This window comes from Saccharomonospora azurea NA-128, from assembly GCF_000231055.2.
Taxonomy (GTDB): domain Bacteria; phylum Actinomycetota; class Actinomycetes; order Mycobacteriales; family Pseudonocardiaceae; genus Saccharomonospora; species Saccharomonospora azurea.
The window spans coordinates 2858205-2884976 of sequence record NZ_CM001466.1 but is presented as its reverse complement, the minus strand read 5'-3'; the positions used below and the strand labels follow the sequence as shown (position 1 = coordinate 2884976).

Here is a 26772-nt window from a genome sequence, read left to right as displayed (position 1 = left end):
CGCCAGCATCACGGGGTCACCGGGTCTATCGAGCCGAGTCTCGGCTGCGTTACATCCAAACCTCTATGTAGTGTGGATCACACATTCGGGGGCTTCGTGTGGGTGCCGCATGTGTCGCGTTCGCGCGCGGTTCTCCCGCTCGTCACCCTGCCGTGCGACGGTACTGCGGGAGGTGGATCACATGGTGCGACGACGTATCCGGGCGGCCCTGGTGACCGTCCTGGTGACTGCGCTCGCGGGCACCCTCGGCACTCCGGCGGCAGCCCACCCGCATCGCGCGCACTTCGACATTCAGGCTCACCGGGGCGGGGTCGGACTGACCGTGGAGGGCACGCTCGCGGCGTTCTCCCGCGCGCTGGAGCTGGGCGTCACCACTCTGGAGCTGGACATCCAGATCACCCGCGACGGGCGCGACGTCATCACACACGACCGTCGGATCAGTGGGGCGAAGTGCCGGGACACGCGTCCCGCGTGGCCGGGCGACCCGCAGTACCCGTACGTCGGCTCCTTCATCAAGGACCTCACGTTCGCGCAGGTGCGCACGCTGGACTGCGGGTCGCAACGGCTGCCGGACCACCCACGCCAGGAGTTGTCGCCGGGCGCGAGGATGCCGACGCTGGCGGAGCTGTTCCGGCTCGTCCGCAGACACGGCGCCCACGCGGTGAAGTTCAACATCGAGACCAAGGTCGAGGCGGCGGCCCCGCACGAGACCGCGCCGCGGGAACGGTTCGTCGACCGGGTCGTCCGCGAGGTCGCCCGCTCCGGCTTCGCCCGGAACGTGACGATCCAGAGCTTCGACTGGGGCGCGCTGATGCAGGTGCGGCGCAAGGCACCGTGGCTGCCCGTGGTGGCGTTGACCCAGCCGGAGTTCCTGGAGGTCGGACAGCCCGGGAAGTCGCCCTGGCTCGGTGGTCTCGACATCGACGACTTCGGCGGGAGCCCGGTGCGGGCGGTGTCGTCCTTCGGGGCGTCGGCGCTGTCCCCGGTGCACGGCAACCCGCAGGGCGGGGCCGTCGGCGACGACGACTACGTGCCCTTCACGACGAGGGAGCTGGTCGCCGAGGCGCACGCGGCGGGGATCGAGGTCGTGCCGTGGACGGTGAACGACAAGGCCACCATGCACAAGCTCGTCGACGACGGGGTGGACGGGATCATCACCGACTACCCGGATCGGCTGCGGGAGGTGGCGGCCGAGCGAGGGTTCACCCTGCCTAGGTCGTACCCACTGAGTCCTCGGCGCCCTCGGCACGGATGAAGACGGTCGGGAGTGGGTAGCTACCTGACGGTGAGTTCCCACGACCGGACTTCGAACTAGGAGGTCTCATGATTCTCCGTCGGGTGGCACGGCCACTCCTCGCCTCGATCTTCATCATGGGCGGCGTCAACATGCTGCGGCAGAAGGAAGGCCACATCGCGGTCGCCAAGCCGTTCCTCGACAAGGCCGCCGAGAAGACGGTGAGGCGCAAGGCCGGGGAATCCGCCGAGTCCGCCGGATCACTACCCGGCGACCCGGTGACGATGGTGCAGGTGGACGCCGCCGTGAAGATCGCCGCGGGCGCCATGCTGTCGCTCGGCGTCCTTCCTCGGGTCGCGTCGGCCATGCTGCTGACGAGCCTGGTGCCGACCACGCTCGCCGCGCACGCGTTTTGGGAGGAGAAGGACCCGGAGAAGCGTCAGGAGCAGCTGATCGAGTTTCTCAAGAACGCCGGTCTGGCCGGTGGTCTCCTGCTCGCGGTCGTCGACACGGGCGGCAAGCCGTCACTCGGGTGGCGCGCCCGCCACGCGGCCGAGGGGGCGACCCACCAGGTGCAGGGCGCGGCCGGTGCGATGCAGCGCAAGGCCGGGATGGCCGCCACCAGGACGAGTCTGGCCACCGAGAAGGCCGCCGCCAAGGCCGCGAAGGTGGGCACCGTGGCGGGCGCGAAGGCCGGTAAGGCCTCCGGCATGGTCGCGGGCACCGCGAAGGGCAAGGGCAAGGCGGCGAAGGCGGCGAAGAAGGCCGCGAAGGGGATGGCGCTGCCGACGTCGGCGGCGGCCGTGAAGAAGACCGCGAAGGGCAAGGGGCGCGACAAGCACGGCAAGCAGGCGTGGAAGGCGTCGCTGACGCACTGACCGGCTCAGGTGGAGACGCGGCTGTAGCGCGCCGTCGCCAGTGGCGCGAAGATCGCGATGATGACGACGCAACTGAGGATCGCGTAGAGAGCGGCGTTCTCGGCGGGCCAGCCGGAGGGCTCCGGCCAGCCTGCCGGGCTCTCGTTGCCGAACAGGCGCCGGGTGGCGTTGACCGCGGCGGTGAACGGGTTCCAGTCGGCGATGCTGCCCAGCACACCCGGCAGACTCTCCTGCGGCACGAACGCCGACGAGATGAAGGTCAGCGGGAACATCCAGATGAGGCCCGCGCTGTTGGCGACCTCGACGCTGCGCGCGACCAGGCCGATGTACGCGCCGACCCACGACAGGGCGAACGCGAACAGCAGGATCATGAGGTAGCCGAGCAGCGCGTCGACGAACCCGCTGTGGATGCGCCAGCCGATGAGGAGGCCGCACACCGTCATGACCAGCAGCACCACGACGCTGAGCACCTGGTCGGCGGTGGTGCGGCCGACGAGCACCGCGAGCCGCGACATGGGCAGTGAACGGAACCGGTCGATGATGCCCTTCTGCAGGTCGTTGGCGAACCCGATGACGGTGTAGGACGAGTTGAACGCGACGGTCTGCGCGAAGATCCCGGCGATCAGGAACTCGCGGTAGCTCGCGCCGCCTCCGCCCGCGCCGCCGATGGCGTTGCCGAACACGTACGCGAACAGCAGCACGAACATGATCGGGAACGCGGTCGCGCCGAGCAGCCAGTCGGGGTTGCGGCGCACGTTCATCACGTTGCGCCAGGTGATGACGGCCGAGTCGGACATGACCTTGGCGGCGTTCATGGTGTCGGGTCCTCCTCGGTGGCGCGGCCGGTCAGCGACAGGAAGACGTCGTCCAGGGTGGGGCGGTGCAGGGCGACGTCGGCGAGCGCGACGTCGCGGGAGTCGAGCTTGCGCAGCGCCTCCACAAGCGCACTCGCGCCGGTGTCGACGAACACCGAGACGCTGCGGGTGTGCTCGTCGAGCACCGGTTCGCTCGTGCCGACCTCCTTGAGCACGCGGACCACCGGTTCGACGTCGGTGTCCTCACCCACGACGAGTTCGAGCCGTTCACCGCCGATCCGGCCCTTGAGTTCGTCGGCGGTGCCGCGCGCGATGACCTGGCCCCGGTCGATGACGACGATCGTGTCGGCGAGGCGGTCGGCCTCCTCCAGGTACTGGGTGGTGAGGAGCACCGTCGCTCCGGTGGCGACGAGCTGCTCGATGACCTCCCACATCCCGAGCCTGCCTCGGGGGTCGAGACCGGTGGTCGGTTCGTCGAGCACCACGACCCGCGGCTCGGCCACGAGCGCGCCGGCGAGGTCCAACCTCCTGCGCATGCCGCCCGAGTAGCCCTTGGCCGACCGGTCGGCGGCGTCGGTGAGGGCGAAGCGGTCGAGCAGTTCGCGGGCGCGTTCCTTGGCGCGTCGCTTCGACAGCCCGTACAGCCTCCCGATCAGGTAGAGGTTCTCGGCGCCGGTGAGGTTCTCGTCCACGGCCGCGTACTGGCCGGACAGGCCGATGTTCTGCCGCACGGCGTCGGGTTCGGTGAGCACGTCGTGGCCCGCCACCATCGCCTCGCCCGCGTCCGGTCTGAGGAGCGTGGTGAGGATGCGCACCATCGTGGTCTTGCCCGCCCCGTTGGGCCCGAGCAGTCCGAGGACTTGTCCGGTGGGGATGTCGAGGTCGACGCCGGCCAGCGCTCGGGTGGAGCCGTAGGTCTTCACCACACCGCGAGCGCGGACAGCGACGGTGCCGTCCGTGTGAGGCATAGGTTCAGCGTAAGAGCGCTCACCGGTCGACGCCGGGTCTGTGATCAGCGCGAACGGGCGCCACGACAGCGCAGAGGGCCGCCCCCACCGGGTGGTGAGGACGGCCCTCTGCGGTGGTCGGTTCCCGGCGGGTTGCTACCGCTCCAGGATCGCGGTGATGCCCTGACCGCCCGCGGCGCAGATGGAGATCAGGCCGCGGCCCGACCCCTTCTCCGCCAGGAGCTTGGCGAGGGTGCCGACGATGCGGCCGCCCGTCGCCGCGAACGGGTGGCCCGCGGCGAGTGAGGACCCGTTGACGTTGAGCTTCGCGCGGTCGATGCTGCCCAGCGGCTCGTCCCGGCCCAGCCGGGACTTGGCGAACTGCGGGTCCTCCCAGGCCTTCAGCGTGGCGAGCACCTGGGAGGCGAACGCCTCGTGGATCTCGTAGAAGTCGAAGTCGGCCAGTGTCAGACCGGCCTTGTCGAGCAGGCGCGGCACCGCGTAGGCGGGTGCCATGAGCAGCCCCTCGTCGCCGTGCACGTAGTCCACGGCGGCGGTCTGCGCGAGCGTCAGGTACGCCAGCACGGGCAGGTTGTGCTCCTTGGCCCACTCCTCCGTGGCGAGCAGGACGACGGACGCGCCGTCGGACAGCGGCGTCGAGTTGCCCGCCGTCATCGTGCCGTCGGCGCCGCCGAAGACGGGCTTGAGCTTGGCGAGCTTCTCCGGCGACGAGTCGGGGCGCAGGTTCTGGTCACGAGTGAGGCCGAGGTACGGCGTGAGGAGGTCGTCGAAGAAACCCTGCTCGTACGCCGCGGCGAGACGGTGGTGGCTGGTCGCCGCGAGCTCGTCCTGCTCGGCGCGCGTGATGTCCCACGCCTTGGCGGTCAACGCCGCGTGCTCGCCCATGGAGAGTCCGGTGCGCGGCTCGGCGTTGCGCGGGATCTCCGGCACGATGTGGCCCGGGCGGATCTTGGAGAGGATCTTCACCCGCTCACCGGCGGACTTCGCCGCGTTGAGCTTCACGAGCAGTCGGCGCAGCCGGTCGTTCACGGCCAGCGGCGCGTCGCTCGTGGTGTCCACGCCTCCCGCGATGGCGGAGTCGATCTGGCCCAGCGCGATCTTGTTGGCGACGTTGACGATGGCCTGCAGGCCGGTGCCGCACGCCATCTGCACGTCCGAGGCCGGGGTGGTGGGAGACAGCGCGCTGCCCAGCACGACCTCGCGGGCGAGGTTGAAGTCTCGGGAGTGCTTCAGCACCGCACCGGCGGTGAACTCGCCGATCTGCTCGTTCTGCAGGGAGAACCGGCTGACCAGGCCGTCGAGGGCGGCGGTGAGCATGTCCTGGTTGGACGCGTCGGAGTAGGGGCCGTTCGAGCGGGCGAACGGGATGCGGTTGGCGCCGACGATCGCGACCCTGCGGATCGACTGCGGTCCGGCCGACGACTTGGACGCCGCCGCCGACGACCCGGCTGCCTTGTTCCGGCTCGACCGCGACCGGCCACCGCCGGACTTCTGCGCTTGGCTCATGGCTCTCGCCTTCCCTGGTCAGCGTTCTCGGGACCCATCCACAGTGTAACCTACTCGCCGGTAGGTTAGGCTGGCGCTGCACACTGGGCACGGGAGGCAACCGATGGCTGACAAGTACCAGCAGTTCACCACGACACCCCTCGGCAAGCTCGTGACGTCGAAGCTGGGGCTGCCCAAGCCGCCCGTGCTGCGGCGCTACCGCCCCGGCCAGCCACCACTCGATGGTCCCGCACTTCTGGGTGCCGCGCCGGACAGCAGGCTGGAGAAGACGCTCACCGGGCAGCTCGGCAGGGCCGGCATCGAGATCGTGCGGGAACCCGGCGAGGGGGTGCGGTACGGCGCGCTCGTGTTCGACGCCACCGGGATCACCGACCCGACGCACCTGCGCGAGCTGTACTCGTTCTTCCACCCGGTGATCCGGGACATCGGCCCCTCCGGGCGGGTGGTGGTGCTCGGCACCCCGCCCGAACTCGTCGACGGTCGCGAGCGCATCGCCCAGCGGGCGCTCGAAGGCTTCACGCGCACGGTCGGCAAGGAACTCAAGCGCGGCGCCACGGCGCAGCTCGTCTACGTCGCCGAGGGAGCCGAGGAGGCGTCGGAGTCGACGATGCGCTTCCTGCTGTCGGCGAAGTCGGCCTTCGTGGCCGGCCAGGTGATCCGGATCGGCACGGCGGGCACCAAGACCGCCCAGGCGCCCGCCGACTGGGCGACGCCGCTCGCGGGCAAGACCGCTCTGGTCACCGGCGCGTCCCGCGGCATCGGTGCCGCCATCGCCGAGGTACTCGCCCGCGACGGCGCCCACGTGGTGGCGCTCGACATCCCGGCCCAGGGCGGCGACCTGTCGGCCGTGGCCAACCGCGTGGGCGGCACGGCGCTGCAGCTCGACATCACTGCCGACGACGCGCCCCGGAAACTCGCCGACCACCTCACCCAGCGCCACGGCGGCGTCGACGTCGTCGTCCACAACGCGGGCATCACCCGCGACAAGACGCTCGGGAAGATGTCGGCCGCCGCGTGGGACTCGGTGCTCACGGTCAACCTCGCCGCGCAGCTCGCCGTCAACGACACCCTCCTCGGCGAGGGCGTCCTCCACGGCAACGGCCGGATCGTCGGCGTGTCCTCCATCGCCGGCATCGCGGGCAACGTCGGGCAGGCGAACTACGCCGCCAGCAAGGCCGGGGTCATCGGCATGGTGGACGACGCCGCGGAGAAGCTGGCTGAGCGCGGGTGCACGATCAACGCCGTGGCGCCGGGCTTCATCGAGACCCAGATGACCGCGCAGGTGCCGCTCATGATCCGCGAGTTCGGCAGGCGGCTTTCCAGCCTCGCGCAGGGCGGTCTGCCCGTCGACGTCGCCGAGACCATCGCCTGGTATGCCAACCCCGCGTCGTCCGCCGTCAACGGCAACGTCGTGCGGGTGTGCGGCCAGGGCTTCCTGGGAGCCTGACCATGACCGTGAAGGAACTCACCGGCTCGCCGAGCCTCGCGACGCTGTACCCGAAGGCGGCTCTGGGCGGGCTGCGCAAACCGTCGGGGGAGGCCACGCTGCCCGACACCGAGTACGTGCGCGGCGGAGTCACGGTCGACCCGGCCCACCTCGCCGCCTACAACCGGGTGTGCGGGTTCCGCCTGACCGACGACCTGCCCGCCACGTACCCGCACGTGCTCGCCTTCCCGCTGCAGATGGCGTTGATGACCGAGCCGGACTTCCCGTTCCCGCTGCTGGGCCTGGTGCACGTCGCCAACCGCATCACCCAGCACCGGCCCGTGCGCCTCGACGAGAAGTTCACGCTGCGGGTGCGGGCCGAGAACCTGCGACCGCACGACAAGGGCACGCAGTTCGACGTCGTGAGCGAACTGCTGCCGGAGCTCGCCGCGACGGGCGAGCCCGTGTGGACGGACGTGAGCACCTACCTTCGCCGGAGCGGTGCGGCGAAGGGGTCGTCGCCGAAGAGGACCGAGCTGGCGCCGCCCGCGCCCAGTGCGGTGTGGACGGTGCCGGGCGACATCGGCCGCCGGTACGCGGAGGTGTCGGGCGATCGCAACCCGATCCACCTGCACCCGTTGACGGCCCGCGCGTTCGGGTTCAGGTCGGCCATCGCGCACGGCATGTGGTCGAAGGCCCGCTGCCTCGCGGCGTTCGAGGGTCGGCTGCCCGAGGCCTACACGATCGACGTGCGGTTCCAGCTGCCCGTGCTGCTGCCCGCGAAGGCGGCCTTCACGACCTGGCGCACGGACGACGCCGGGAACGCCGGGTGGGCGTTCGAGCTGTGGAACGCGCGCAAGCCGAAGCCGCACCTGAAGGGCACGATCACCGCAGGCTGAGCGCGACTCCGCGCAGGCGGGGTCACTCCGCCGGTTCGGTGGGGCGCCAGACGCGGCCTTCGACGAGGTCGTTGAAGCCCAGCCACGTGAGGTTCATGAGCCAGGACGCGAGCACACCGTCGGCCACGTCGGGATGGTCGAGCCACCAGTCCGCGAGCGACTCGGCCGCTCCGACGAGGGCGGCGGCCATGCCCTCTCCGGAGAACTCGGCCTGAGAGGCGAGGCCACGTTCCGTTCCCGCCGAGACCACGAGGTCACGCACCAGCGCGACGGCCCGCGCGCGCAACGCGGTGATCTCCTCGGCGAACGGGCCGCCCGCGGTGAGGGCGTGCCGGTGCAGCACGATCCACGACTCGCGGTAGGCGGCCACGAAGCCGTAGAACGAACGCAGGCCGTGCCACAGCTGCATGTCGGGCGGAACGTCGGCGCGTACCCCGTCGCGGACGGCTTCGAGCAGCCGCTGCGACTCCCGGCGCACGCAGTGGCCGAACAGCTCCTCCTTCGCGCCGAGATAGCTGTAGATCATCGGCTTGGAGACGCCCGCGACGTCCGAGATCTCGTCCATCGAGGCGAGGTGGTAACCGTGCCGCGAGAACACCTCGACCGCGGCGTCGAGAATCTGCTTCTCACGCACCGGTCGGGGTAGTCGCTTGGCCCGTTCGGGCGAGCGCTGTACGTCCTGCGCCACCAGTACCTCCCGTCGTCCGGCCAAACGCTACCTGAGCAGGAGATTCCGGTGGTTGACACCGGGTGTCCGGTCGCTCACTCCGACTCGATGACCGGCCGCTGTGGAGGGTCGCGCCGCTCGTCCCGGGGCCCGCCGGGTTCGTCCACGACCTCGCTGTCGACCACGATCACGCGACTCGACGCGCGAGGACCGCCGAACCCGGGGCGCATGGCGGGGCCGCGCCGCTGCAGCCGCTTCATCCACGCGCGACGCACGACGCTGCGGGTGGGCTTGAGCAGCAACAGCAATCCCGCGACGTCGCTGACGAAGCCGGGCACGAAGATCAACAAGCCGCCGAGGCCGACGAGCATGCTGTCGGTGACCTCCTGGTGCGGTGACCGTCCCGCTCTCGCCGTGTCCATCACCGCGCGAGCGGCCTTGCCGCCCTCCCGCCGCGCGAGCCACGAACCGAGCAGCGCGCCCGCGAGGAGGAGGCCGAGTGTGGCGAGGAAGCCGACGAGCGACGCGACGGCCCAGATCGCGGCGATCTCGGCGATCACCCAGAGCAGAAAGATGGCGGCCATATGGGTTCCAACGCGTGGGGCGGGCGATTTGCTCCCAGGTTACGGCTTTAGCCTGCTGCGGTGCACAGCAGCGAGGCCATGGCCGGCGACACGGTCGACAGGGTGATCGACAAGGTGGCGTGGATCAGGATCGAGGACGGCCGTGTGCTCGTCGCCCGATCGCGGGGCAAGGACGTCTTCTACCTACCCGGGGGGAAACGGGAGCCCGGGGAGGCCGACGTCGACACGCTCGTCCGCGAGATCGCCGAGGAACTCTCGGTCACCGTCGTGCGGGGCACCGAGTCGCTCGTGGGGGTCTTCGACGGCCCCGCCGACAGCGGCAACGGCGTGCGGGTGCGCATGACCTGCTACACCGCCGACCACGAAGGCACGATCACGCCCGACCACGAGATCGAGGAGGTGCGGTGGCTCCGCCACGCCGACTCGTCACTGCTGTCGCTCGCGAGCCGGGTCGTGCTCGACCACCTGCACGCGAACGCCCTGCTGGACTGAGAACAGGTTTCGGCCCGCCGAGGGGACACCTCGACGGGCCGAAGTGAACAGCGTCGGTCGGGTCAGTACGTGATCGCCATCGCCGGGTCGGCCAGCAGCGCGCCGACGTCGGCGAGGAACTGCGAGCCCTGCTGCCCGTCGACGACTCGGTGGTCGAAGCTGAGCGACAGCTGCATCACCTTGCGCACGGCGAGTTCGCCGTCCACGACCCACGGCATGTCCCGGATCGCCCCGAGCGCCAGGATGGCCGACTCTCCGGGGTTGATGATCGGGGTGCCGGTGTCGACGCCGAACACGCCGACGTTGGTGATGGTGAACGTGCCGTTCAGCATGGCCTCCGGCGTCGTCTTGCCGTCCCGCGCGGTGGCGGTGAGCTCACCGATGGCCGCGGCCAGCTCCGCCAGGGACAGGGCGTCGGCGTCCCGGACCTTCGGCACCACGAGACCGCGCGGCGTGGCCGCCGCGATCCCGAGGTGGACGTAGTCCTTGTAGACGATCTCGCCCGCGGCGTCGTCCCACACCGCGTTGACGTCCGGGGTGCGTGTCGCGGCCAGACACACGGCCTTGGCCGCGAACGCCAACGGAGTCAGCTTGACGTCGGCGAACTCCGGCGTACGCCGGAGCTTGTCGCGCAGCTCCATCATCGGGGTCACGTCGACGGTGAGGAACTCCGTGACGTGCGGCGCGGTGTAGGCGCTGTTCACCATGGCCTGGGCGGTGGCCTTGCGGACCCCGCGGATCGGGACCCGCCGTTCGCGCGTGGCGGGGTCGTACGACCCGGCCTGCGCGGCGGTCGCCGCCGCCGGGCCGGAGGACACGGCGGCACCGTTGGTGGCGCCTTCCGCCGCCCGGTACACGTCCTCGCGCGTGATGACCCCGCCGTCGGCGGATCCGGTCACCGTGCGCAGGTCGACGCCGAGCTCCTTCGCGAGCTTGCGCACCGGCGGTTTCGCCAACGGCACGTACGCGGCGGGTGTCGTGTCGGCGACCTTGTCGTCGGCGGGTTGACGAGGCTTCACGACCTCCACGGCCTGCACCGGTGTGGCGACGGCGGCGACCGGAGGCGCGGCGGGCGTGCTCGGTGCCCCGCCCGCCTTCTTGCGGGGCCGGCGCTTGGCCGACGACGCCTTGGAGCCGTAGCCGACGAGGGGCTTCATCTCCTCCTCGTCACCGTTCGCCTCACCGGCCGCCGTGGCCGCCGGAGCGGATCCGCTCGCCGTGCCGTGCGGGTCGACGTCGACCGTGAGGATGGGCGTGCCCACCTCGACGGTCTGGCCCGGCTCGACCAGGAGCTCGGTCACCACACCGGCCCACGGGATCGGCAGCTCGACGGCCGCCTTCGCCGTCTCGATCTCCACGACGATCTGGTTGACGGTCACCTCGTCACCGGGCTTGACCTTCCAGTCGAGGATCTCGGCCTCGGTCAGGCCCTCCGCGGTGTCGGCGAGGGGAAACTGCTTGTACTCGGGCATGCGCTCCCCCTCACCAGGCCAGTGCGCGGTCGACGGTGTGGAGCACCCGGTCCAGGTCGGGCAGGAAGTGCTCCTCCAGCTTCGCCGGCGGGTACGGCGTGTCGAAGCCGGTCACCCGCAGCACCGGTGCCTCCAGCGAGTAGAAGCACTCCTGCTGCACGCGGGCGGCGATCTCGGAGGTCAGCGACGACTCGCTCGACGCCTCGCTCACGGCGATCAGTCGCCCGGTGCGGCGCACCGACTCGAACACCGGCTCCAGGTCGAGCGGCGACAGGGCCCGCAGGTCGATGACCTCCAGCGACGTGCCCTCCTCGGCCGCCGCGTCGGCCGCCGCGAGGCATACCTGCACGGACGGGCCGTAGGCCACCAGGGTGGCCGCCGTGCCCTGTCGCAGGGTGCGGGAGGCGAACAGCGGGTCGGGTGTGGCCGTCGGGTCGACCGGTTCCTTGAGCGCACCGGAGTGGTAGAGCTTCTTCGGCTCGAACAGCAACACCGGGTCGTCGCACTGGATGGCCTGCTGGATCATCCAGTAGGCGTCCACCGCGTTGGAGCACGACACGACCTTCAGGCCCGGGATGTGCGAGAACAGCGACTCCGGCGACTCCGAGTGGTGTTCCACCGCACCGATACCGCCGCCGAACGGCACCCGGATCACGACGGGCATCTTGATGGCGCCCTGGGTGCGGTAGTGCAGCTTGGCGAGCTGGCTCGAAATCTGGTCGAAGCCGGGGAAGATGAAGCCCTCGAACTGGATCTCGCACACGGGCCGGAAGCCCCGTACGGCGAGGCCCACGGCGGTGCCGATGATGCCGGACTCGGCCAGCGGCGTGTCCAGCACGCGGTGCTCGCCGAAGTCCTTCTGAAGGCCGTCGGTGATGCGGAAGACGCCGCCGAGCTTGCCGACGTCCTCGCCCATCACGACGACCTTGTCGTCGGCTTCCATCGCGGCGCGCAGGCCGGCGTTCAGAGCCTTGCCGATGGTGAGCTTCTGCACGGCGGGGTTTCTCCCGTCCGTGGTGGCCTCGGCGGAGTTCACGGGCTGAGTGGGCGCGGCCATCAACGATCACCTCCGTCGGCGAAGCCGGCAAGGTAGGACAGGTACTCCTCGCGCTGGGCCTCCAGCTGCGGCGACGGCTCCGCGTAGACGGCGGAGAAGATCCGCTCGGGTGGCGGGTCGGGCATGTTGAAGCAGTAGTCGCGCAGCTCGGCGGCGAAGCGGTCGGCCTCGGCCTCGACCTCGTCGAAGAACGCCGCGTCGGCGCCGCCCGTGCGCGACAGGTACACGCGGACGCGCTCGATCGGGTCCTTGAGCTTCCACGTCTCCACCTCGTCCGACAGGCGGTAGCGCGTCGGGTCGTCGGTGGTGGTGTGGGCGTCCATGCGGTAGGTGAAGGCCTCGATCAGTACCGGGCCGTTGCCCCTGCGGCACTCGTCCAGCGCCCAGCGGGTCACCGCCAGGCAGCCGAGCACGTCGTTGCCGTCGACGCGGATGCCGGGGAAGCCGTAACCGCGGGCCCGCTGGTAGAGCGGCAACCGCGACTGGCGTTCGGTGGGTTCGGAGATGGCCCACTGGTTGTTCTGGCAGAAGAACACCAGCGGCGCGTCGTACACGGCGGCCCACACGAAACCCTCGTGGACGTCGCCCTGGCTGGTGGCGCCGTCACCGAAGTAGCAGATCGTGGCCTCGGCGTCGGGATCGTCGCCGACCTTGCCCTCGAACTTCTGCCCCATCGCGTAGCCGGCGGCGTTCAGTACCTGGTTGCCGATCACGATGGTGTACGGGTGGAACCGGTGCCGCTGGAAGTCCCAGCTGCTGTGGTCGGTGCAGCGGAAGATGCCCAGCAGGTCCTTGAAGTCCACACCGCGGGTGTAGGCGACGCCGTGCTCGCGGTAGCTGGGAAACGCCATGTCCTGCGGCTTCAGCGCCCGGCCGGACCCGACCTGGGCGGCCTCCTGGCCGAGCAGCGGCACCCAGATGCCCAGCTGGCCTTGCCGCTGCATGGCGTTGGACTCGCGGTCGGCCCGCCGAACGAGCACCATGTCGCGGTACAGCCCGCGCAAGGCCTCGTCATCGATGTCGGCGACGTACGGGTCGAACTGCGCCGACGGCAGGCGCTCGCCTTCGGGGTTGAGGAGCTGAGTCAACTCAGCTCCGCCTTCGGTGGTCGCACGCAAGCCCGCTATCACCTGCTCCGGGGACGGCTGCGCCGCTGTCGCGGCCGATCCGGCGCCAGATTGCGGGCGCGTCCACTGTTCTGGGGACGACATCGCATCTCCTTGGTGTCGTGCCGCACGACCGCTTGTGGCGGCGTGCGACGCGCCGCCGGCCACCGGGGTGCGCAACTGGGTCCGCAGCGCTGGATGACCGTCGGCGGTGACGGTTCACGCGCTCATCCTGGCACGGAAACGGCCGTTGTGGAGAGCCCCCGAAGCCGATTCGTTGTGGGTGTCAGCGTTCTGAACTGCGGAAATGCTCGGAAGACCGACGTTGCAACAGCCGAAAGTCGCATTCGCGAGCAACGACGGGACCAGTGGCATCCCGCTCGCCGTGGTGGTGCACGAGAGGGTGCGGACGCGGCTCTCGCCGTCGCCCGCCTCGCCACCCAGACCACGGAAATGTGACCAACGACACTGTCGGGGGCAGGTGGCACGATGGGCTCCGTGGAACTGGAAAGCGTGAAGAACTCAGTGCGTCGGATGTGGGCCGACGACGTCCTGCCCAGCTTGTCGACGCTCGTCTCGATTCCGGCGCTGTCGCCCGCGTTCGACCCGGACTGGGCCGAGACCGGACACCTCGACGCGGCCGTGGAGCACGTCCGGGCGTGGTTCGTCGAGCGCGACCTCCCCGGCGCGACCGTCGACGTCGTGCGCCTGCCCGGCCGCAGCCCGGTGCTCCTCCTCGACGTCCCCGCCACCGAGGGCGCGCAGGACAAGGGCACCGTCCTGATGTACGGGCACCTCGACAAGCAGCCCCCGCTGGGCGGCTGGTCCGAGGGGCTGGGCCCGTGGACTCCGGTGGTGCGGGACGGTCGGCTCTACGGGCGGGGCTCCGCCGACGACGGCTACGCGGGCTACGCGGCGGCGACCGCTCTCGCGGCGGTGCGCGAGGCGGGCGGCTCCCACGCGCGCATCGTGGTGCTGCTGGAGACCGGTGAGGAGTCGGGCAGCCCCGACCTGCCCGCCTACCTCGACCACCTCTCCGACCGGCTCGGCGAGGTGTCGCTCGTGGTGTGCCTCGACTCGGGCGGCAACGACTACGAGCGGCTGTGGTTGACCACGAGCCTGCGCGGGCTGGCGCAGGTCCATGTGACGGTGCGGGTGCTCGACACCGCCCAGCACTCGGGCATGGCCAGCGGGATCGTGCCCAGCTCGTTCCGGGTGCTCCGCACGTTGCTCGACCGGCTGGAGAACTCCGAGACCGGCGAGATCAGGCTCGCCGAGTGCAACGTCGAGATCCCGGCCAACCGCGTCGCCGAGGCCAGGGAGACCATCGAGGCCGTTCCCGGCTCGATCCTCGGCACGACGCCGTGGCACGCCTCCACCAAGCCGGTGGTGGACGACGAGGTGGAGTTGCTGCTCAACAACACCTGGCGGCCGAGCCTGTCGATCATCGGGGCGTCCGGGATGCCCGATCCCGCCGAGGCGGGCAACGTGCTGCGGACGAGCACCACGCTGGCGCTCAGCTTCCGGCTTCCCCCGACCGCGGACTCGCAGGCCGCGCTCGACGCGATCACCAAGGCGCTCACCACCGACGTCCCGTACGACGCGACCGTGGAGCTCTCCGGCGTCGAGGCCGCCGACGGCTGGAACGCGCCCGAACCGGCTCCGTGGCTGACGAAGGCCCTGGAGCACGCCAGCGACCGGATCTTCGGCAAGCCATGGGGCAACGTCGGCCTCGGCGGGTCGATCCCGTTCATGGGACTGCTCGGCGAGAAGTACCCGGAGGCGCAGTTCGTGGTCACGGGTGCGCTCGGGCCGGACTCGAACGCCCACGTGCCCGACGAGTGGTTGCACCTCGACCACGCGCAGCGGGTCACCGAGACGGTGGCCACCGTGTTGGACGCTCACGCCACGAGCTGACTCGCGTTGCAACAGGTCTGTAACGAAGGCGATGCTGCGCATTAGCGCATCCAGGTGGCAGGATGCATGAACTGGCCGGTATGGATATACGAGGAGTGACATCGTGGCGCGTCGACTCACCAGGGCGTTGACTTTGTTGCCCGCCCTTGCCCTCGCCGTCACCGCGGCGAGCTGCGCGGAGGAGGTCAACACCGGCGGCGACACCGAGGCCGGTGGCGAGATCACCCTGATGCGAGAGGGCGCGTTGACGACGTGCACGCACCTGCCCTACAAGCCGTTCCAGTACACCGAGGACGGCAAGACCGTCGGCTTCGACGTCGACCTGGTCGACCTCGTGGCCGAGGACCTCGGGGTCAAGCAGGAGATCTCGGACGTGTCGTTCGAGAGCATCGAGTCCGGGGCCGCTCTCGACACCGGCCAGTGCGACCTCGCCGCGGCGGCCATGACCATCAACGACGTCCGCGCGAAGGTCATGGACTTCTCGGAGGGCTACTACGACGCCAACCAGGCGCTGTTGGTGAAGAAGGGCTCCGACATCACCGACCTCGCCGACCTCAAGGGCAAGGTCCTCGGTGTGCAGCTCGGCACGACCGGTGAGCAGTACGCCGAGGAGCACAAGGAGGAGTTCGGCTACACCACCCGCCAGTTCGAGGACCTCGCGCTGCTGGAGACGGCGGTGAAGACCGGCCAGATCGACGCGGGCATCAACGACAACTCCGTGCTCTACGACTTCGTCAAGAGCAACCCGGACGTCGAGGTCACCACCGAGTTCGAGACCGGCGAGGAGTACGGCATCGCCGTCCGCAAGGGCAACGGTGCGCTGCTCGCCAAGGTGAACGAGGTGCTCGACGCCGCGAAGCAGGACGGCCGCTACGACGAGATCTACGAGAAGTGGTTCGGTAAGAAGCCGGAAACCAAGTAACCGGCCCGCTTCGAAAGACCGAAGGCAGTGGTGAGGGCCCGATACGGATCGATTACCGTTCGGGCCCTCACCCACGCCCAGCGAGGAGTTTGTCGTCATGGCGATGTCGCGGCGCCAACGCGCCCGGATGGTTCGTGCGATCCAGTACGCGGTGCTGGCCCTGGCCGTCGTGCTGATCGGGGTGCTCGCGGACTGGGGCACGATCAAGAACGCGTTCTTCAACGTCGAGGCGGCGTCGAGCCAGTTCCCCGCGATCCTCACCGAGGCCCTGGTCAACACCATCGTGTACACGGCGTTGGGCTTCGGGCTGGGGCTCGGCATCGGCATGGTGCTGGCGCTCATGAAGCTGTCGTCGGTGGGCCCGTACCGCTGGCTCGCGACGCTGTACATCGAGTTCTTCCGCGGCATCCCGGCGCTGCTGGTGTTCATCGCGCTGGGCTACGGGGTGCCGCTCGCGTTCAACATCCGGTTCGACATGTACTCGACGGCCGCGATCGCGCTGGGGCTGGTCGGCTCGGCTTACATCGCCGAGACGCTGCGCGCCGGTATCCAGGCCGTGCCGCACGGCCAGGTGGAGGCCGCGCGCTCACTGGGCATGTCGCAGACCAGGACCACGATCACGGTGGTGATCCCGCAGGCGTTCCGGATCATCCTGCCGCCGTTGACCAACGAGCTGATCCTGCTGACGAAGGACTCGTCGCTCATCTACCTGCTGGGCCTCGCTCGCGACGAGTACGAACTCGCGAAGTTCGGCAGGGAGGGGTTGAACGCGACCGGGTCGCTGACCCCGATCCTGCTCGCGGGCCTGTGCTACCTGATCATCACGGTGCCGCTGGGGTACCTGTCGCGCTACCTGGAGCGCCGCAGCGGCCGCAAGGAAGAGCGAGGGCTGGAGGTGACGGCCTGATGAGTGACCTGATCGTCGAGGTCTCGGACCTGCACAAGGCGTTCGGCCGGTTGCAGGTGTTGAAGGGCATCGACCTGTCGGTGCGCCGGGGCGAGGTCGTGTGCATCATCGGGCCTTCCGGTTCGGGGAAGTCGACGCTGCTGCGTTGTGTGAACCTGCTGGAGGAGCCGAACTCGGGCACGGTCACGGTGAACGGGTTCGAGCTGACCGACCCCGACTGCGACCTGGACCGGGCCCGCCGCAGCATCGGCATGGTCTTCCAGGGCTTCAACCTGTTCGGGCACCTGTCCGTGCTGGACAACCTCACCGTGGCGCAGCGCAAGGTGCTCAAGCGCGACAAGGCGGAGGCCGAGCGCATCGCGAGGGACAACCTCGCCAAGGTGGGGCTCGCGGAGAAGGCCGGGTCGATGCCCGCGCAGCTCTCCGGCGGGCAGCAGCAGCGGGTCGCCATCGCCCGGGCGTTGTCGATGGAGCCGTCGGTGATGCTCTTCGACGAGCCGACGTCGGCACTCGACCCCGAGCTCGTGGGCGACGTCCTCAAGGTGATGCGCCAGCTCGCCGACGAGGGCATGACGATGCTGGTCGTCACCCACGAGATGCAGTTCGCCCGCGAGGTCGCCGACACCGTGCTGTTCATGGACGGCGGTGTGGTGGTCGAGCAGGGGCCGCCGCAGCAGGTGATCGGCAACCCGCAGCAGGAACGCACGCAGACGTTCCTCTCCCGCGTGTTGAACCCGGTGCACTCCGAGGACTAGTCCCTCGTCCGTGAGGTGTCGCGCACTCTGCGCACGGAACTGGTCGCTCCCCGCGACCGTCTCAGTGACGGCGGTGGAGATCCTGCCGTCCTGGGTGCGGGAACGAGGGAGGAAGCGTGCCGACGAAGTGGCGACGCATCCCGGGTGGCGGTCCGGACGGCGCGGACGCGGACAACCAGGCGCCGGTCGACTTCGACCCGTTCAACCCCGACCCGCCGGAAGCGGCGACGGTGGACGCCGAGGATCTGCTGAGGCCGTTGCTGGAGCCGGACGGGCGGGGTCTGCTGCGGTGGCGTCGACAGGCGTCGAACGCGCCGATCCTGTCGCTGGAGAACCGTTTCGTGCGCGGCAGGCTGGACCTGCGCGCGGCGGACCTGATGGTGTTGTTCCGGTTCGAGAACTGCCGGTTCGAGTTCCCGCCCGACGTGCGGGAGGCGAACCTGCTGGGACTGTCGTTCCGCCGGTGCTGGCTGCCCGGGCTGAAGGCCCGTAACTTCCGCAGCCTCAACGACGTCCGGCTCATCCGGTGCCGGGTCGAGGTGGACACCAGCAGGCCGGACCAGGGCACGGACGTGCTCACGTCGCAGACCGATCGTGGGGTGCCGAACGCGGCGGTGAACCTCACCGACGCCGTCGTGAAGGGCACGGTGATCCTCACCGGCACGCGGATCAACCATCCGAGCGGCAAGGCGCTGCAGGCCGACCGGCTCGACGTCACCGGTGCCTTCCTCGCCTATCGGCTCACCGCCGAGGGCGAGGTCCGCATCCCCGGGCTGAAGGCCGGGGGCAACGTCAACTTCTCGGGTGCTCGGTTGACCAACCCGAAGGGGTTCGCGCTGAACGGCAACGGCATCGCCGTGTCGGGGAGCCTGCTGTGCGAGGTGGACAACTACCGACCGGGTGCGCCTCGGCCCTTTTCGACGGAGGGCATGGTCTACATGCCCAGCATGCGGGTGGCCGGCGACCTCGTGTTCCGGGGCGCGCAGTTGGCGGTCGACCCGTCGGGGGAGATCGCCGTCGACGCGTGGAAGACGGGTGACTGGTACGTCGATCCGCACCCCGCCTTCATCGCCGATCGCATGCACGTCGAGGGCAACGTCGAGATGGGCGACGGGCTCCGCGCGACGGGCACGCTGCGCATGGTGAACACGCATGTCGGCGGGTCGTTGCGGCTGGCCGGGGCCAAGGTCACCGTGCCGCGCAACCTCAACCCGCCGTACATGGACCGCGCGATCCACCTCGACGGCAGCGAGATCAACGGCGACCTCGAGGGCAGCAAACTGCGGACGCAGGGGCAGTTCCGCCTGGCCGACGTGACGGTGCGCGGCAACGTGTTCGTGCGGGACGCACGCCTGTCGCACCCGTCGCGCGACGTCTTCTCGGCACGCCGCAGTCACGTGTCCGGCAACCTCATGCTCAGTGCCTGCCGGATGCGGGGCACGATCCGGCTGCAGGGCATGACGGTGGGCGGCAGCATCGACATGCAGAACACCACGGTGTCCGATCCGGAGCCGGAGGACTCCGCGGACTGGGCCGTGGACCTGCGGTCGGTGCAGGTGGCGCGCAGCGTCCTCCTGCACAGCGAGGGTGGGGACTCGTTCTCCGCCGAGGGCGGCGTGACCCTCGACGGTGCCGTGATCAAACGCAAGTTGTGCCTGGCGGGTTCAAGCCTCTCGGCGGGTAAGAACGGGCTCGCCCTCGACGCCGGCGACACCGTGGCCGAGGAGTTCGAGCTCACGCCCACCGAGGTGCCCGACGGCCGGGTGTCGTTGCGTGGCGCGCAGTGCGGAACCCTGCACGACAACGAGCAGCTCTGGTACGCCACGGGTGGTGTGGAGCTGGAGGACTTCCGCTACGAGGCTCTCGACAGTCCCGTGCCTTTGAAGGACGACCAGCAGATCGAGTTGCGCCTGAGCTGGCTGCGGCACGCGATGCGCGGGTACCGTCCCGGCCCCTACGACCAGTTCGCCGCGATGTTGCGGGCGAGCGGCAACGAGGAGCATGCCGACACGGTGCTCATGCGCAAGCAGCAGTACCGCTACGAGGCGCTCGGCTCCGGGTACCGCTGGTTCTTCGGCGGCGGGGTGCGGCTCTGGAGCTGGTTGCAGCGGTGGATGGTCGGCTACGGCTACCGGCCCGTGCGTGCGCTGGCGTGGTTGCTCGCGTTGCTCGTGCTCGGCAGTCTCTGGTTCGGGCTCGGTAGCGACGACTGCGCCGACGACGCCGAGCGGTTCGTCGTCCACGGCGAGCGGTGCGCCGTCAACATGGACGACACGGGTCTGGAGTGGAATCCCGTGCTCTACACCGTCGACCTGCTGGTGCCGATCGCCGATTTCGGCAACAAGGGCCGGTGGCACATGGCGGGTGTGGACAAGTGGGTGGCGACCGGGTTCATCGCGATGGGCTGGGTGCTGGTCACGACGGTGGCCGCGGGCGTGACGAGGACGCTGCGTCGCAACAGCGCCAACTGACCGGGCAACCGCCGGAAGCTGGCACGGGAGCGCGACGAGCGACACGGAGCCGGCGCGGGTTCGTAACGTCGTGAGCGGCGACGACGATGACGCCAGTGTCCCTCCCCTCGCCTCAGTGAAGCACTCCGACCATGCGATTCGTGCCGCCGTTCGTCGCCGTTCTCGTGCTCGTCGCGGGCCTTGTCGCCTGCTCGGGCAAGCAGGCCGCTCCGTCGGACTCGCGCGCGCCGTCGCAGCCTCCGACGGTGACGCTGACCGAACCCGCGGGAGGCCCGACCCGGGCGCCGTGAGCGGGTCGCCGGAACAGGCGTCGGAGGGGTGCTGTTCACTGCGGGTGTGAGTGTTGAGCAGTCGAAGTCCCGCGTCCGCGCGCCCGAACTGAACGGCGACGCCTGGTGGAACACCGGTGGGGAGCCGTTGACGCTGCGCGGACTGCGCGGACGCATCGTGTTGTTGGACTTCTGGACCTCCGGGTGCATCAACTGCCTGCACGTGCTCGACGAGCTCCGTCCGCTGGAGGAGGAGTTCGCCGACGTGCTCGTCACCATCGGTGTGCACTCCCCGAAGTTCGCCCACGAGGGCGGTCGGGACTCGGTGGGCGCCGCGGTCGCGCGCCTCGGCGTGGAGCATCCGGTGGTGAGCGACCCGGACATGAGTCTCTGGCAGCAGTACGCCGTCAAGGCGTGGCCGACGCTCGTCGTCGTGGACCCCGAGGGCTATGTCGTGCACGTCGCGGCCGGTGAGGGCCACGGTGACGCTCTGCGCCGGGTGATCGGCGAGCTGGTGGAGGTGCACGAGCGCAAGGGCACGCTGGTCAGGGGTGAGCTCGACTGGAGCGAGGTCGCGCGCGCCCGGCGGGAGGAGGACGGCGCCGCACGGATCGACGGACTCCGCTTCCCGTCGAAGGCCGTCGTCACCGCCGAGGGCCGCGTGCTCGTCGCGGACACGGCGAACCACTCGATCGCCGAGTTCGCCTCCGACGCCGAGACGTTGCTGCGCCGGTTCGGGGACGGTCACCGGGGTGCCGTGGACGGCGCTTTCGACGTCGCCCGCTTCGCCGAACCGTCGGGCCTCACGCTGCTGCCCACGCACGTGGCCGACCAGGTCGGCTACCACCTGATCGTCGCCGACACGGCCAACCACCTGCTGCGGGGCGTCGACCTGCGGACGGGTTCCGTGCGGACCGTGGCCGGCACGGGCGCGCAGTGGCGCGACGGCGACGACTCGGGCCCGGCCACCGAGGTCGACCTGACGAGCCCCTGGGACGCCCGGTGGTGGGATGCCGCGGGCGGAGTGGTGGTCGCGATGGCGGGCAACCACACGCTGAGCCTGTTCGACCCCGTGAAGGGCACGATCTCGCGCTTCGCGGGCACCACCGTGGAGGGGCTGCGGGACGGGGACGCCGCCGAGGCGTTCTTCGCGCAGACCTCCGGGCTCGCCGTGGCGGGCGAGCGACTGTGGTTCGTGGACGCCGAGACCTCGGCCCTGCGGTACCTGGAGCCCGCCGGTGACGACACGGACGGCGGCGGATACGTCGTGCACACCGCCGTGGGGCTGGACCTGTTCACTTTCGGCCACCGGGACGGCGCGGCCGACACGGCGTTGTTGCAGCATCCGCTGGGGGTCACGGTGCTGCCCGACGGTGCGATCGGGGTGGCCGACACCTACAACGGTGCCGTACGGCGGTTCGACCCGGCCACCGGCGAGGTCTCCACGCTGCTGCGCGACCTCGCCGAGCCGTCCGATCTGCTGGTCACCGACGCGGGAGTGCTCGTGGTCGAGTCGGCGGCGCACCGCCTGCGGCCGCTCGACGGTGAGGGCGACACCGAGGTCGTCGACGGCGCCGAGCTCGCCGTGCGGCGTCCGCCCACGGTGCTGGGCAGCGGCGAGGTGCGGCTGACGGTGACGTTCGTGCCGCCGCCCGGGGAGAAGCTCGACGACCGCTACGGGCCGTCCACGCGGCTGGAGGTGAGTGCCTCGCCGCCCGAGCTGCTGGTCGACGGCGGTGGGGTCGGTACCGACCTCGAACGCACGGTGACGCTCGCCGACGGTGTGGAGGGCGGTGTCCTCCAGGTGGTGGCGCAGGCCGCGAGCTGCGCCTCCGATGTCGAACACCCGGTGTGCCGCATCACCCGTCAGGACTGGGGTGTCCCCATTCGGATGGAAACCGGTGGGCCCGCGGCATTGCCTCTCGTCATGGCGGGAACTCCCGCCGAGTAAGCGAAGGCCGGCCCACCTCGTGCGGGTGCATCCGCGTCGGGGCGGGCGGGAAACCGGCTCCTTTCCGCGACGTAGCATGAATACCGTGTCAGAAACCAACGGTCCACTCGCTTCGGACGCCAAACTCGAGATCCAGATGCTGCACGACCGGGTGCTCGTGCGCATGCCGTCGGAGGACGGCGAGCGGCGCAGCAACGGTGGCATCGTGATTCCGGCGACCGCTCAGGTCGCGCGGCGGTTGTCGTGGGGCGACGTGCTCGGAGTGGGCAACAACGTACGCAACGTCAAGATCGGCGATCGGGTGTTGTTCAACGCCGAGGACCAGCTGGAGGTCGAGATCCAGGGCAACGCGTACTTCGTGCTGCGGGAACGCGACATCCACGCGGTCGCCAGCGAGCGGGCGGAGCACGGGACGGGCCTGTACTTGTAGGCGGCATCCGGAGGCGCCCGTGGCTCGTCCTGACGACGACGTCGACGACGTCGGTGACGTCATCGACGTCGATGACGTCGATGACCTCGACGAGCCCCTGGGCGCGGATGCCGACTTTCCCGACCCCGACGACCTCGACCATCCCGACTATCCCGACGACGCCGACGACACCGCGGGCGACGTCGGCTACGGCAGCTACGTCGATGACCCGGACGACGAGCCGTTCGCCGACGACCTCGACGCCGGGTTCGCCCCCACCGAGGAAGCGCCCACCTGGGTGGTTCCGGATCTGCGCTGGCGGCGCAGGCTCGGCAACGCCCTGGTCGCACTCGGCGCTCTCACCGGTCTCCTCGCGATCGTGTACGTCGTCGATCTGCTGACGGAGTTCGGCGACGTGCCCCGCGGCGTGACCGTCGCCGGGGTGGACATCGGCGGGCTCGACCGGGATGAGGCGCAGGACCTCCTGCGTCGCGATCTGGGTCCGCTCGTGCAGCGGGCCGTCGAGCTGCGGGCGGGAGAGGTCGAGGCGTCGTTCGATCCCGCCGAGGCCGGGCTCGGCGTGGACTGGGCCGCCACGGTGGAGCGGGCGGGCGGACAGCCGTGGTCCCCGTGGGACCGCATCACCTCGCTCTTCGGCGGGCGCGAGGTGCCGCTCGTGACCACGGTCGACGACCACGCGGTCAGGGTGGCGCTGGGACGCCTCGCCCAGGAGCGGATCAACCGGCCGGCGGTCGACGGCGGCATCGCCTTCCGCCCCTCCGGCGACGCCGACGGCGGAGTGGAGCCGTACGCGATCGAACCGAGAGCGGGCCTGCGACTGTCCGACCTGGGTGCCGCCGTGTCCGCGGTACGTGCGCACTGGCCGTCCGCTCGGCCCGTCGACGTGCCCTTCGAGGTGGTGCGGCCGACGTTGACCCGGGAGGCCGTGCACAGCGTGCTCGACGGCACGGTGCGGCCGTTGCTGGCGGGGCCGATCCTGTTGCGCGGGGACGGCGGTGAATCCGTGCTGCTGCCCGAGGACGTCCGCAAGGCGCTCGCCGTGGAGGTGCGCGCCCGGCCCGACGTTCCCGCCACACTCGCCGTCACGCTGGACGATGCCGTGCTGCGCGGCGCCGTGCAGGGAGAGTTGGGGCGCACCGAGCGTCCGGCCCGGGACGCCGCGCTGCTGTTCCGAGGCGGGATCCCGGAGGTGGTTCCCTCTGTGCCGGGGGTGCGGATCGACTGGGAGCGGACCTTCGCGGGCCTGGTGGAGCATGTGTCGACGGCTCCGGCCGACCAGCGTCGGGTCGACGTGCTCTACCAGCCCGTGGAGCCGTCCGTGAGCACCCAGGACGTGCAGGCTCTGGGCATCACCGACGTCGTGGGCACGGCGTCGACGACCGGGCACTCACCCGCGGAGCTCGGCGACGTGAATGCCGTGCTCGCTACGTTGAACGGTGTGCTGGTGCTGCCCGGCGAGGTGTTCGACGTGACCGCCTATGCCCCGACGCCGCCGTGGGAAGGGGTGCTGCGGGACGCGCTGCGCCAAGCCGGTCTCGACGTGCGCGACGGGCAGCCGGTCACCAACGACACCGGCACCGCGATCGCCGTTCACGCCTCGGCCACGGGCTCCACGGTGCGGGCCACGGTGTGGGGCACTCCCTCATGACGGTCGACCGGGCAGCCGACGGCGTCGTCCGGGCGAGCGTGGTCACGCCCACCCGGGCGGTCGCCGTCAGGCCTTGATGTGCCTGCGCGGGTACATGCTCGCGGCGATCGAGACACCGATCGCGGCCACGACGAGCTGGGTGATGAACTCCAGCCAGTCCCAGCCGTTCGTGTCGGCGTACCCCAGGCCCCGTGCGATCGCCGTGCCGAGGAACGCGGCGGCGATGCCGACCACGATCGTGAGCCAGATCGGGATGTTCTGCTTCCCGGGCACGATGAACCTGGCGAGTGCCCCGAGCAGCAGACCGATCAGGATCGCCGAGATGATTCCCGAAATCGCCATGGTGCGTGCTCCTTCACCACCGGAGTCGTTGACCCGATAGAGGTACCCACCCGAGTTGATCGCCAACCCTGCGCACACGAAGGGCCACCTCCCGCGCCCCGAGTGAGGCGGAAGGCGGCCCCTCGTGTCCGCTGTGTCCCCTGTCGACGCTCGCGTCCGAACGACTCAGAACGCGGCTTCGTCGATCTCCATGAGCTCGTTGTCGGTGGCCTCCACGATCGCCCGACGGGCCGACAGCTCCGGCAGTACGTTCTTCGCGAAGAACGACGCGACGGCGAGCTTGCCCTGGTAGAACGGCACGTCCTTGCCGGAGGCGCCCGCGTCCAGCGCGGCCTGGGCGATCTCCGCCTGCTTGAGCAGCTGCCAGCCGACGAGCAGGTCACCGGCCGACATCAGCAGTCGGACGGTGTTCTGGCCGACCTTGTAGATGTTGGTGACGTCCTCCTGCGACGACGTCAGGTAGCCGATCATCGTGCCGAGCATGGCCTGGACGTCTTCCAGGGCCTGCTTCAGCAGCGCCCGCTCCTTCTTGAGCCTGCCGTTGCCCGCCTCGGCCGCGATGAACTTCGAGATCTCGCCGGCGATGTAGCCGAGGGCCTTGCCCTTGTCCCGGACGATCTTCCGGAAGAAGAAGTCCATGGACTGGATCGCGGTCGTGCCCTCGTACAGCGAGTCGATCTTCGAGTCGCGGATGTACTGCTCGATCGGGTAGTCCTGCAGGAAGCCCGAACCACCGAGCGTCTGGAGCGACTGCACGAGCTGCTCGGTGGCCCGCTCGGAGCCGACGCCCTTGACGATGGGCAGCAGCAGGTCGTTCACGCGCTCCGCCAGGTCGAGCGACTCGGCGTCGCCCTCCTGCGTCCACACCTGGTCCTGGAACGACGCCGTGTACAGGTAGACGGCGCGCAGCCCCTCGGCGTAGGCCTTCTGGAGCATGAGCGACCGGCGCACGTCGGGGTGGTGCGTGATGGTGACGCGCGGGGCGGTCTTGTCGGTCTGCCTGGTGAGGTCCGCACCCTGCACGCGCTCCTTCGCGTACTCCAGCGCGTTGAGGTAACCGGTGGACAGCGTCGCGATGGCCTTCGTGCCCACCATCATGCGGGCGTACTCGATGACCTGGAACATCTGCGCGATGCCGTCGTGCACCTCGCCGAGCAGCCAGCCCTTGGCCGGGGTGCCGTGCTGGCCGAACGTGAGCTCGCAGGTGGTGGACACCTTGAGGCCCATCTTGTGCTCGACGTTCGTCACGAAGGCGCCGTTGCGCTCACCGAGCTCGCCGGTGTTGGTGTCGAAGTGGAACTTCGGCACGAGGAACAGCGACAGGCCCTTGGTGCCGGGCTTCGGCTCGATGCCGGGGCCTTCGGGCCGGGCCAGCACCAGGTGCATGATGTTCTCGGTCATGTCCTGGTCGCCCGAGGTGATGAACCGCTTGACGCCCTCGATGTGCCAGGAGCCGTCCTCCTGCTTGACGGCCTTGGTGCGACCCGCGCCCACGTCCGAACCGGCGTCTGGCTCGGTGAGCACCATCGTGGCGCCCCACGCGCGGTCGATCATGATCTGCGCCCAGCGCTTCTGCTCCTCGGTGCCGTTGCGGTCGAGGATCATGGCGAAGTTCGGGCCCGCCAGGTACATGTACAACGCCGGGTTGGCGCCGAGGATCAGTTCGGCGGCGGCCCACTGCACCGTGGGAGGCAGGCCGAAGCCACCGAGGTTGTCGGTGAGTCCCAGCCGCCACCACTCGCCGTCCCAGAGAGCCTGGTAGCTCTTCTTGAAGGACTCCGGCAGCGTGGCGGAGAAGGTCTTGGGGTCGTACACCGGCGGGTTGCGGTCGGCGTCGACGAACGACTCGGCGAGCGGACCGACGGCAAGGTTGTTCAGCTCGGACAGCACACCGCGCGCGGTCTCCTCGTCGGACTCCGCGAGTACTCCCTTGCCGAGGCGGTCCTGCACGCCGAGGACCTCGAAGAGGTTGAACTCCAGGTCTCGGACATTGCTCTTGTAGTGGCCCATGTCGTCACTCCGTACGGGTTGTTCGGCACTCCGGCTGGGCACTTCT

Annotated in this window: 24 protein-coding genes; 14 read left to right on the top strand and 10 right to left on the bottom strand. The window is 70.0% G+C overall.

All coding sequences use genetic code 11. The features are described from left to right. Window positions 1–181 precede the first annotated feature (181 nt). Both SACAZDRAFT_RS13020 and SACAZDRAFT_RS13015 read left to right on the top strand, forming a co-directional pair. Window positions 182–1255, top strand: a complete 1074-nt coding sequence (locus SACAZDRAFT_RS13020; RefSeq protein WP_005442375.1) for a glycerophosphodiester phosphodiesterase family protein — start codon at window positions 182–184, stop codon at window positions 1253–1255. Between the two features lie 68 nt (window positions 1256–1323). Then, window positions 1324–2112, top strand: coding sequence for a DoxX family protein (locus tag SACAZDRAFT_RS13015; protein WP_005442374.1), 789 nt, complete (start codon window positions 1324–1326; stop codon window positions 2110–2112). 5 nt (window positions 2113–2117) lie between these two features. Here the strand turns inward: SACAZDRAFT_RS13015 and SACAZDRAFT_RS13010 are convergent, their stop codons facing one another. The 3 genes from SACAZDRAFT_RS13010 to SACAZDRAFT_RS13000 form a co-directional block, all read right to left on the bottom strand. Then, window positions 2118–2927, bottom strand: a complete 810-nt coding sequence (locus tag SACAZDRAFT_RS13010; protein ID WP_005442373.1) for an ABC transporter permease — start codon at window positions 2925–2927, stop codon at window positions 2118–2120. Next, window positions 2924–3895 carry a daunorubicin resistance protein DrrA family ABC transporter ATP-binding protein gene (locus tag SACAZDRAFT_RS13005; RefSeq protein ID WP_005442371.1) on the bottom strand — a complete coding sequence of 324 codons (972 nt, stop codon included), beginning with the start codon at window positions 3893–3895 and terminating at the stop codon, window positions 2924–2926. The genes SACAZDRAFT_RS13010 and SACAZDRAFT_RS13005 overlap by 4 nt, the downstream gene beginning before the upstream one ends. A gap of 135 nt (window positions 3896–4030) precedes the next feature. Next, the gene (locus SACAZDRAFT_RS13000; protein WP_005442369.1) at window positions 4031–5401 is read right to left on the bottom strand and encodes an acetyl-CoA C-acetyltransferase; all 1371 of its coding nucleotides are present in this window, start codon (window positions 5399–5401) and stop codon (window positions 4031–4033) included. 103 nt (window positions 5402–5504) lie between these two features. Between SACAZDRAFT_RS13000 and SACAZDRAFT_RS12995 the strand changes: the two genes are divergently transcribed. Beyond that, window positions 5505–6848, top strand: coding sequence for a 3-oxoacyl-ACP reductase (locus SACAZDRAFT_RS12995; protein WP_005442367.1), 1344 nt, complete (start codon window positions 5505–5507; stop codon window positions 6846–6848). A 2-nt stretch (window positions 6849–6850) separates the two neighbouring features. Then, window positions 6851–7726 carry a MaoC/PaaZ C-terminal domain-containing protein gene (locus SACAZDRAFT_RS12990; RefSeq protein WP_005442365.1) on the top strand — a complete coding sequence of 292 codons (876 nt, stop codon included), beginning with the start codon at window positions 6851–6853 and terminating at the stop codon, window positions 7724–7726. A gap of 22 nt (window positions 7727–7748) precedes the next feature. On the opposite strand, the gene SACAZDRAFT_RS12985 is transcribed toward SACAZDRAFT_RS12990, so the two are convergent. Together SACAZDRAFT_RS12985 and SACAZDRAFT_RS12980 are read right to left on the bottom strand one after the other, a co-directional pair. Beyond that, window positions 7749–8414, bottom strand: a complete 666-nt coding sequence (locus SACAZDRAFT_RS12985) for a TetR/AcrR family transcriptional regulator (protein WP_005442363.1) — start codon at window positions 8412–8414, stop codon at window positions 7749–7751. Window positions 8415–8488: 74 nt separating this feature from the next. After that, window positions 8489–8977, bottom strand: coding sequence for an FxsA family protein (locus tag SACAZDRAFT_RS12980; RefSeq protein ID WP_005442361.1), 489 nt, complete (start codon window positions 8975–8977; stop codon window positions 8489–8491). A gap of 78 nt (window positions 8978–9055) precedes the next feature. On the opposite strand from SACAZDRAFT_RS12980, the gene SACAZDRAFT_RS12975 reads away from it, so the two are divergent. After that, window positions 9056–9469, top strand: a complete 414-nt coding sequence (locus SACAZDRAFT_RS12975) for an NUDIX hydrolase (RefSeq protein WP_005442356.1) — start codon at window positions 9056–9058, stop codon at window positions 9467–9469. Between the two features lie 62 nt (window positions 9470–9531). On the opposite strand, the gene SACAZDRAFT_RS12970 is transcribed toward SACAZDRAFT_RS12975, so the two are convergent. From SACAZDRAFT_RS12970 to pdhA, 3 genes are read right to left on the bottom strand one after another with little or no spacing between them, the layout of a single operon-like run. Beyond that, window positions 9532–10941 carry a dihydrolipoamide acetyltransferase family protein gene (locus tag SACAZDRAFT_RS12970; protein ID WP_005442354.1) on the bottom strand — a complete coding sequence of 470 codons (1410 nt, stop codon included), beginning with the start codon at window positions 10939–10941 and terminating at the stop codon, window positions 9532–9534. Window positions 10942–10951: 10 nt separating this feature from the next. Beyond that, on the bottom strand, window positions 10952–11998 hold the full coding sequence (locus SACAZDRAFT_RS12965; protein ID WP_005442353.1) for an alpha-ketoacid dehydrogenase subunit beta: 1047 nt from the start codon (window positions 11996–11998) through the stop codon (window positions 10952–10954). Further along, on the bottom strand, window positions 11998–13209 hold the full coding sequence (pdhA, locus tag SACAZDRAFT_RS12960) for a pyruvate dehydrogenase (acetyl-transferring) E1 component subunit alpha (protein WP_005442351.1): 1212 nt from the start codon (window positions 13207–13209) through the stop codon (window positions 11998–12000). The genes SACAZDRAFT_RS12965 and pdhA overlap by 1 nt, the downstream gene beginning before the upstream one ends. Window positions 13210–13593: 384 nt before the next feature. On the opposite strand from pdhA, the gene SACAZDRAFT_RS12955 reads away from it, so the two are divergent. From SACAZDRAFT_RS12955 to SACAZDRAFT_RS12920, 9 genes are all read left to right on the top strand, one after another. Next, a complete protein-coding gene (locus SACAZDRAFT_RS12955; protein ID WP_005442349.1) occupies window positions 13594–15021 on the top strand; it encodes a M20/M25/M40 family metallo-hydrolase in 1428 nt (475 codons plus the stop codon). 103 nt (window positions 15022–15124) lie between these two features. After that, the gene (locus SACAZDRAFT_RS12950; protein ID WP_005442348.1) at window positions 15125–15943 is read left to right on the top strand and encodes a basic amino acid ABC transporter substrate-binding protein; all 819 of its coding nucleotides are present in this window, start codon (window positions 15125–15127) and stop codon (window positions 15941–15943) included. 97 nt (window positions 15944–16040) lie between these two features. Beyond that, on the top strand, window positions 16041–16850 hold the full coding sequence (locus tag SACAZDRAFT_RS12945; protein ID WP_005442346.1) for an amino acid ABC transporter permease: 810 nt from the start codon (window positions 16041–16043) through the stop codon (window positions 16848–16850). Continuing rightward, window positions 16850–17605: an amino acid ABC transporter ATP-binding protein gene (locus SACAZDRAFT_RS12940; RefSeq protein ID WP_005442344.1), complete on the top strand. Its 756-nt coding sequence runs from the start codon at window positions 16850–16852 to the stop codon at window positions 17603–17605. Before SACAZDRAFT_RS12945 ends, SACAZDRAFT_RS12940 begins: the two co-directional genes overlap by 1 nt. Window positions 17606–17721: 116 nt before the next feature. Beyond that, a complete protein-coding gene (locus SACAZDRAFT_RS12935; protein ID WP_005442342.1) occupies window positions 17722–20076 on the top strand; it encodes a hypothetical protein in 2355 nt (784 codons plus the stop codon). A 140-nt stretch (window positions 20077–20216) separates the two neighbouring features. Continuing rightward, complete coding sequence (locus SACAZDRAFT_RS23000) at window positions 20217–20366, top strand: hypothetical protein (RefSeq protein ID WP_157607008.1); 150 nt, start codon at window positions 20217–20219, stop codon at window positions 20364–20366. 28 nt (window positions 20367–20394) lie between these two features. After that, window positions 20395–22296, top strand: a complete 1902-nt coding sequence (locus SACAZDRAFT_RS12930) for an NHL domain-containing thioredoxin family protein (RefSeq protein WP_005442340.1) — start codon at window positions 20395–20397, stop codon at window positions 22294–22296. A gap of 76 nt (window positions 22297–22372) precedes the next feature. Continuing rightward, window positions 22373–22726 (top strand): GroES family chaperonin, encoded by a 354-nt coding sequence (locus SACAZDRAFT_RS12925; RefSeq protein WP_005442338.1) that lies wholly within the window; start codon window positions 22373–22375, stop codon window positions 22724–22726. A 19-nt stretch (window positions 22727–22745) separates the two neighbouring features. Then, entirely contained in the window at window positions 22746–24374 is a 1629-nt protein-coding gene (locus SACAZDRAFT_RS12920) for a peptidoglycan binding domain-containing protein (RefSeq protein WP_005442336.1), read from the top strand. Between the two features lie 66 nt (window positions 24375–24440). Here SACAZDRAFT_RS12920 and SACAZDRAFT_RS12915 read toward each other — a convergent pair whose 3' ends face one another. Together SACAZDRAFT_RS12915 and SACAZDRAFT_RS12910 are read right to left on the bottom strand one after the other, a co-directional pair. Further along, entirely contained in the window at window positions 24441–24716 is a 276-nt protein-coding gene (locus tag SACAZDRAFT_RS12915; RefSeq protein WP_037295248.1) for a GlsB/YeaQ/YmgE family stress response membrane protein, read from the bottom strand. Window positions 24717–24881: 165 nt separating this feature from the next. Then, entirely contained in the window at window positions 24882–26726 is a 1845-nt protein-coding gene (locus tag SACAZDRAFT_RS12910; RefSeq protein ID WP_005442327.1) for an acyl-CoA dehydrogenase, read from the bottom strand. Between the last annotated feature and the right edge of the window lie 46 nt (window positions 26727–26772).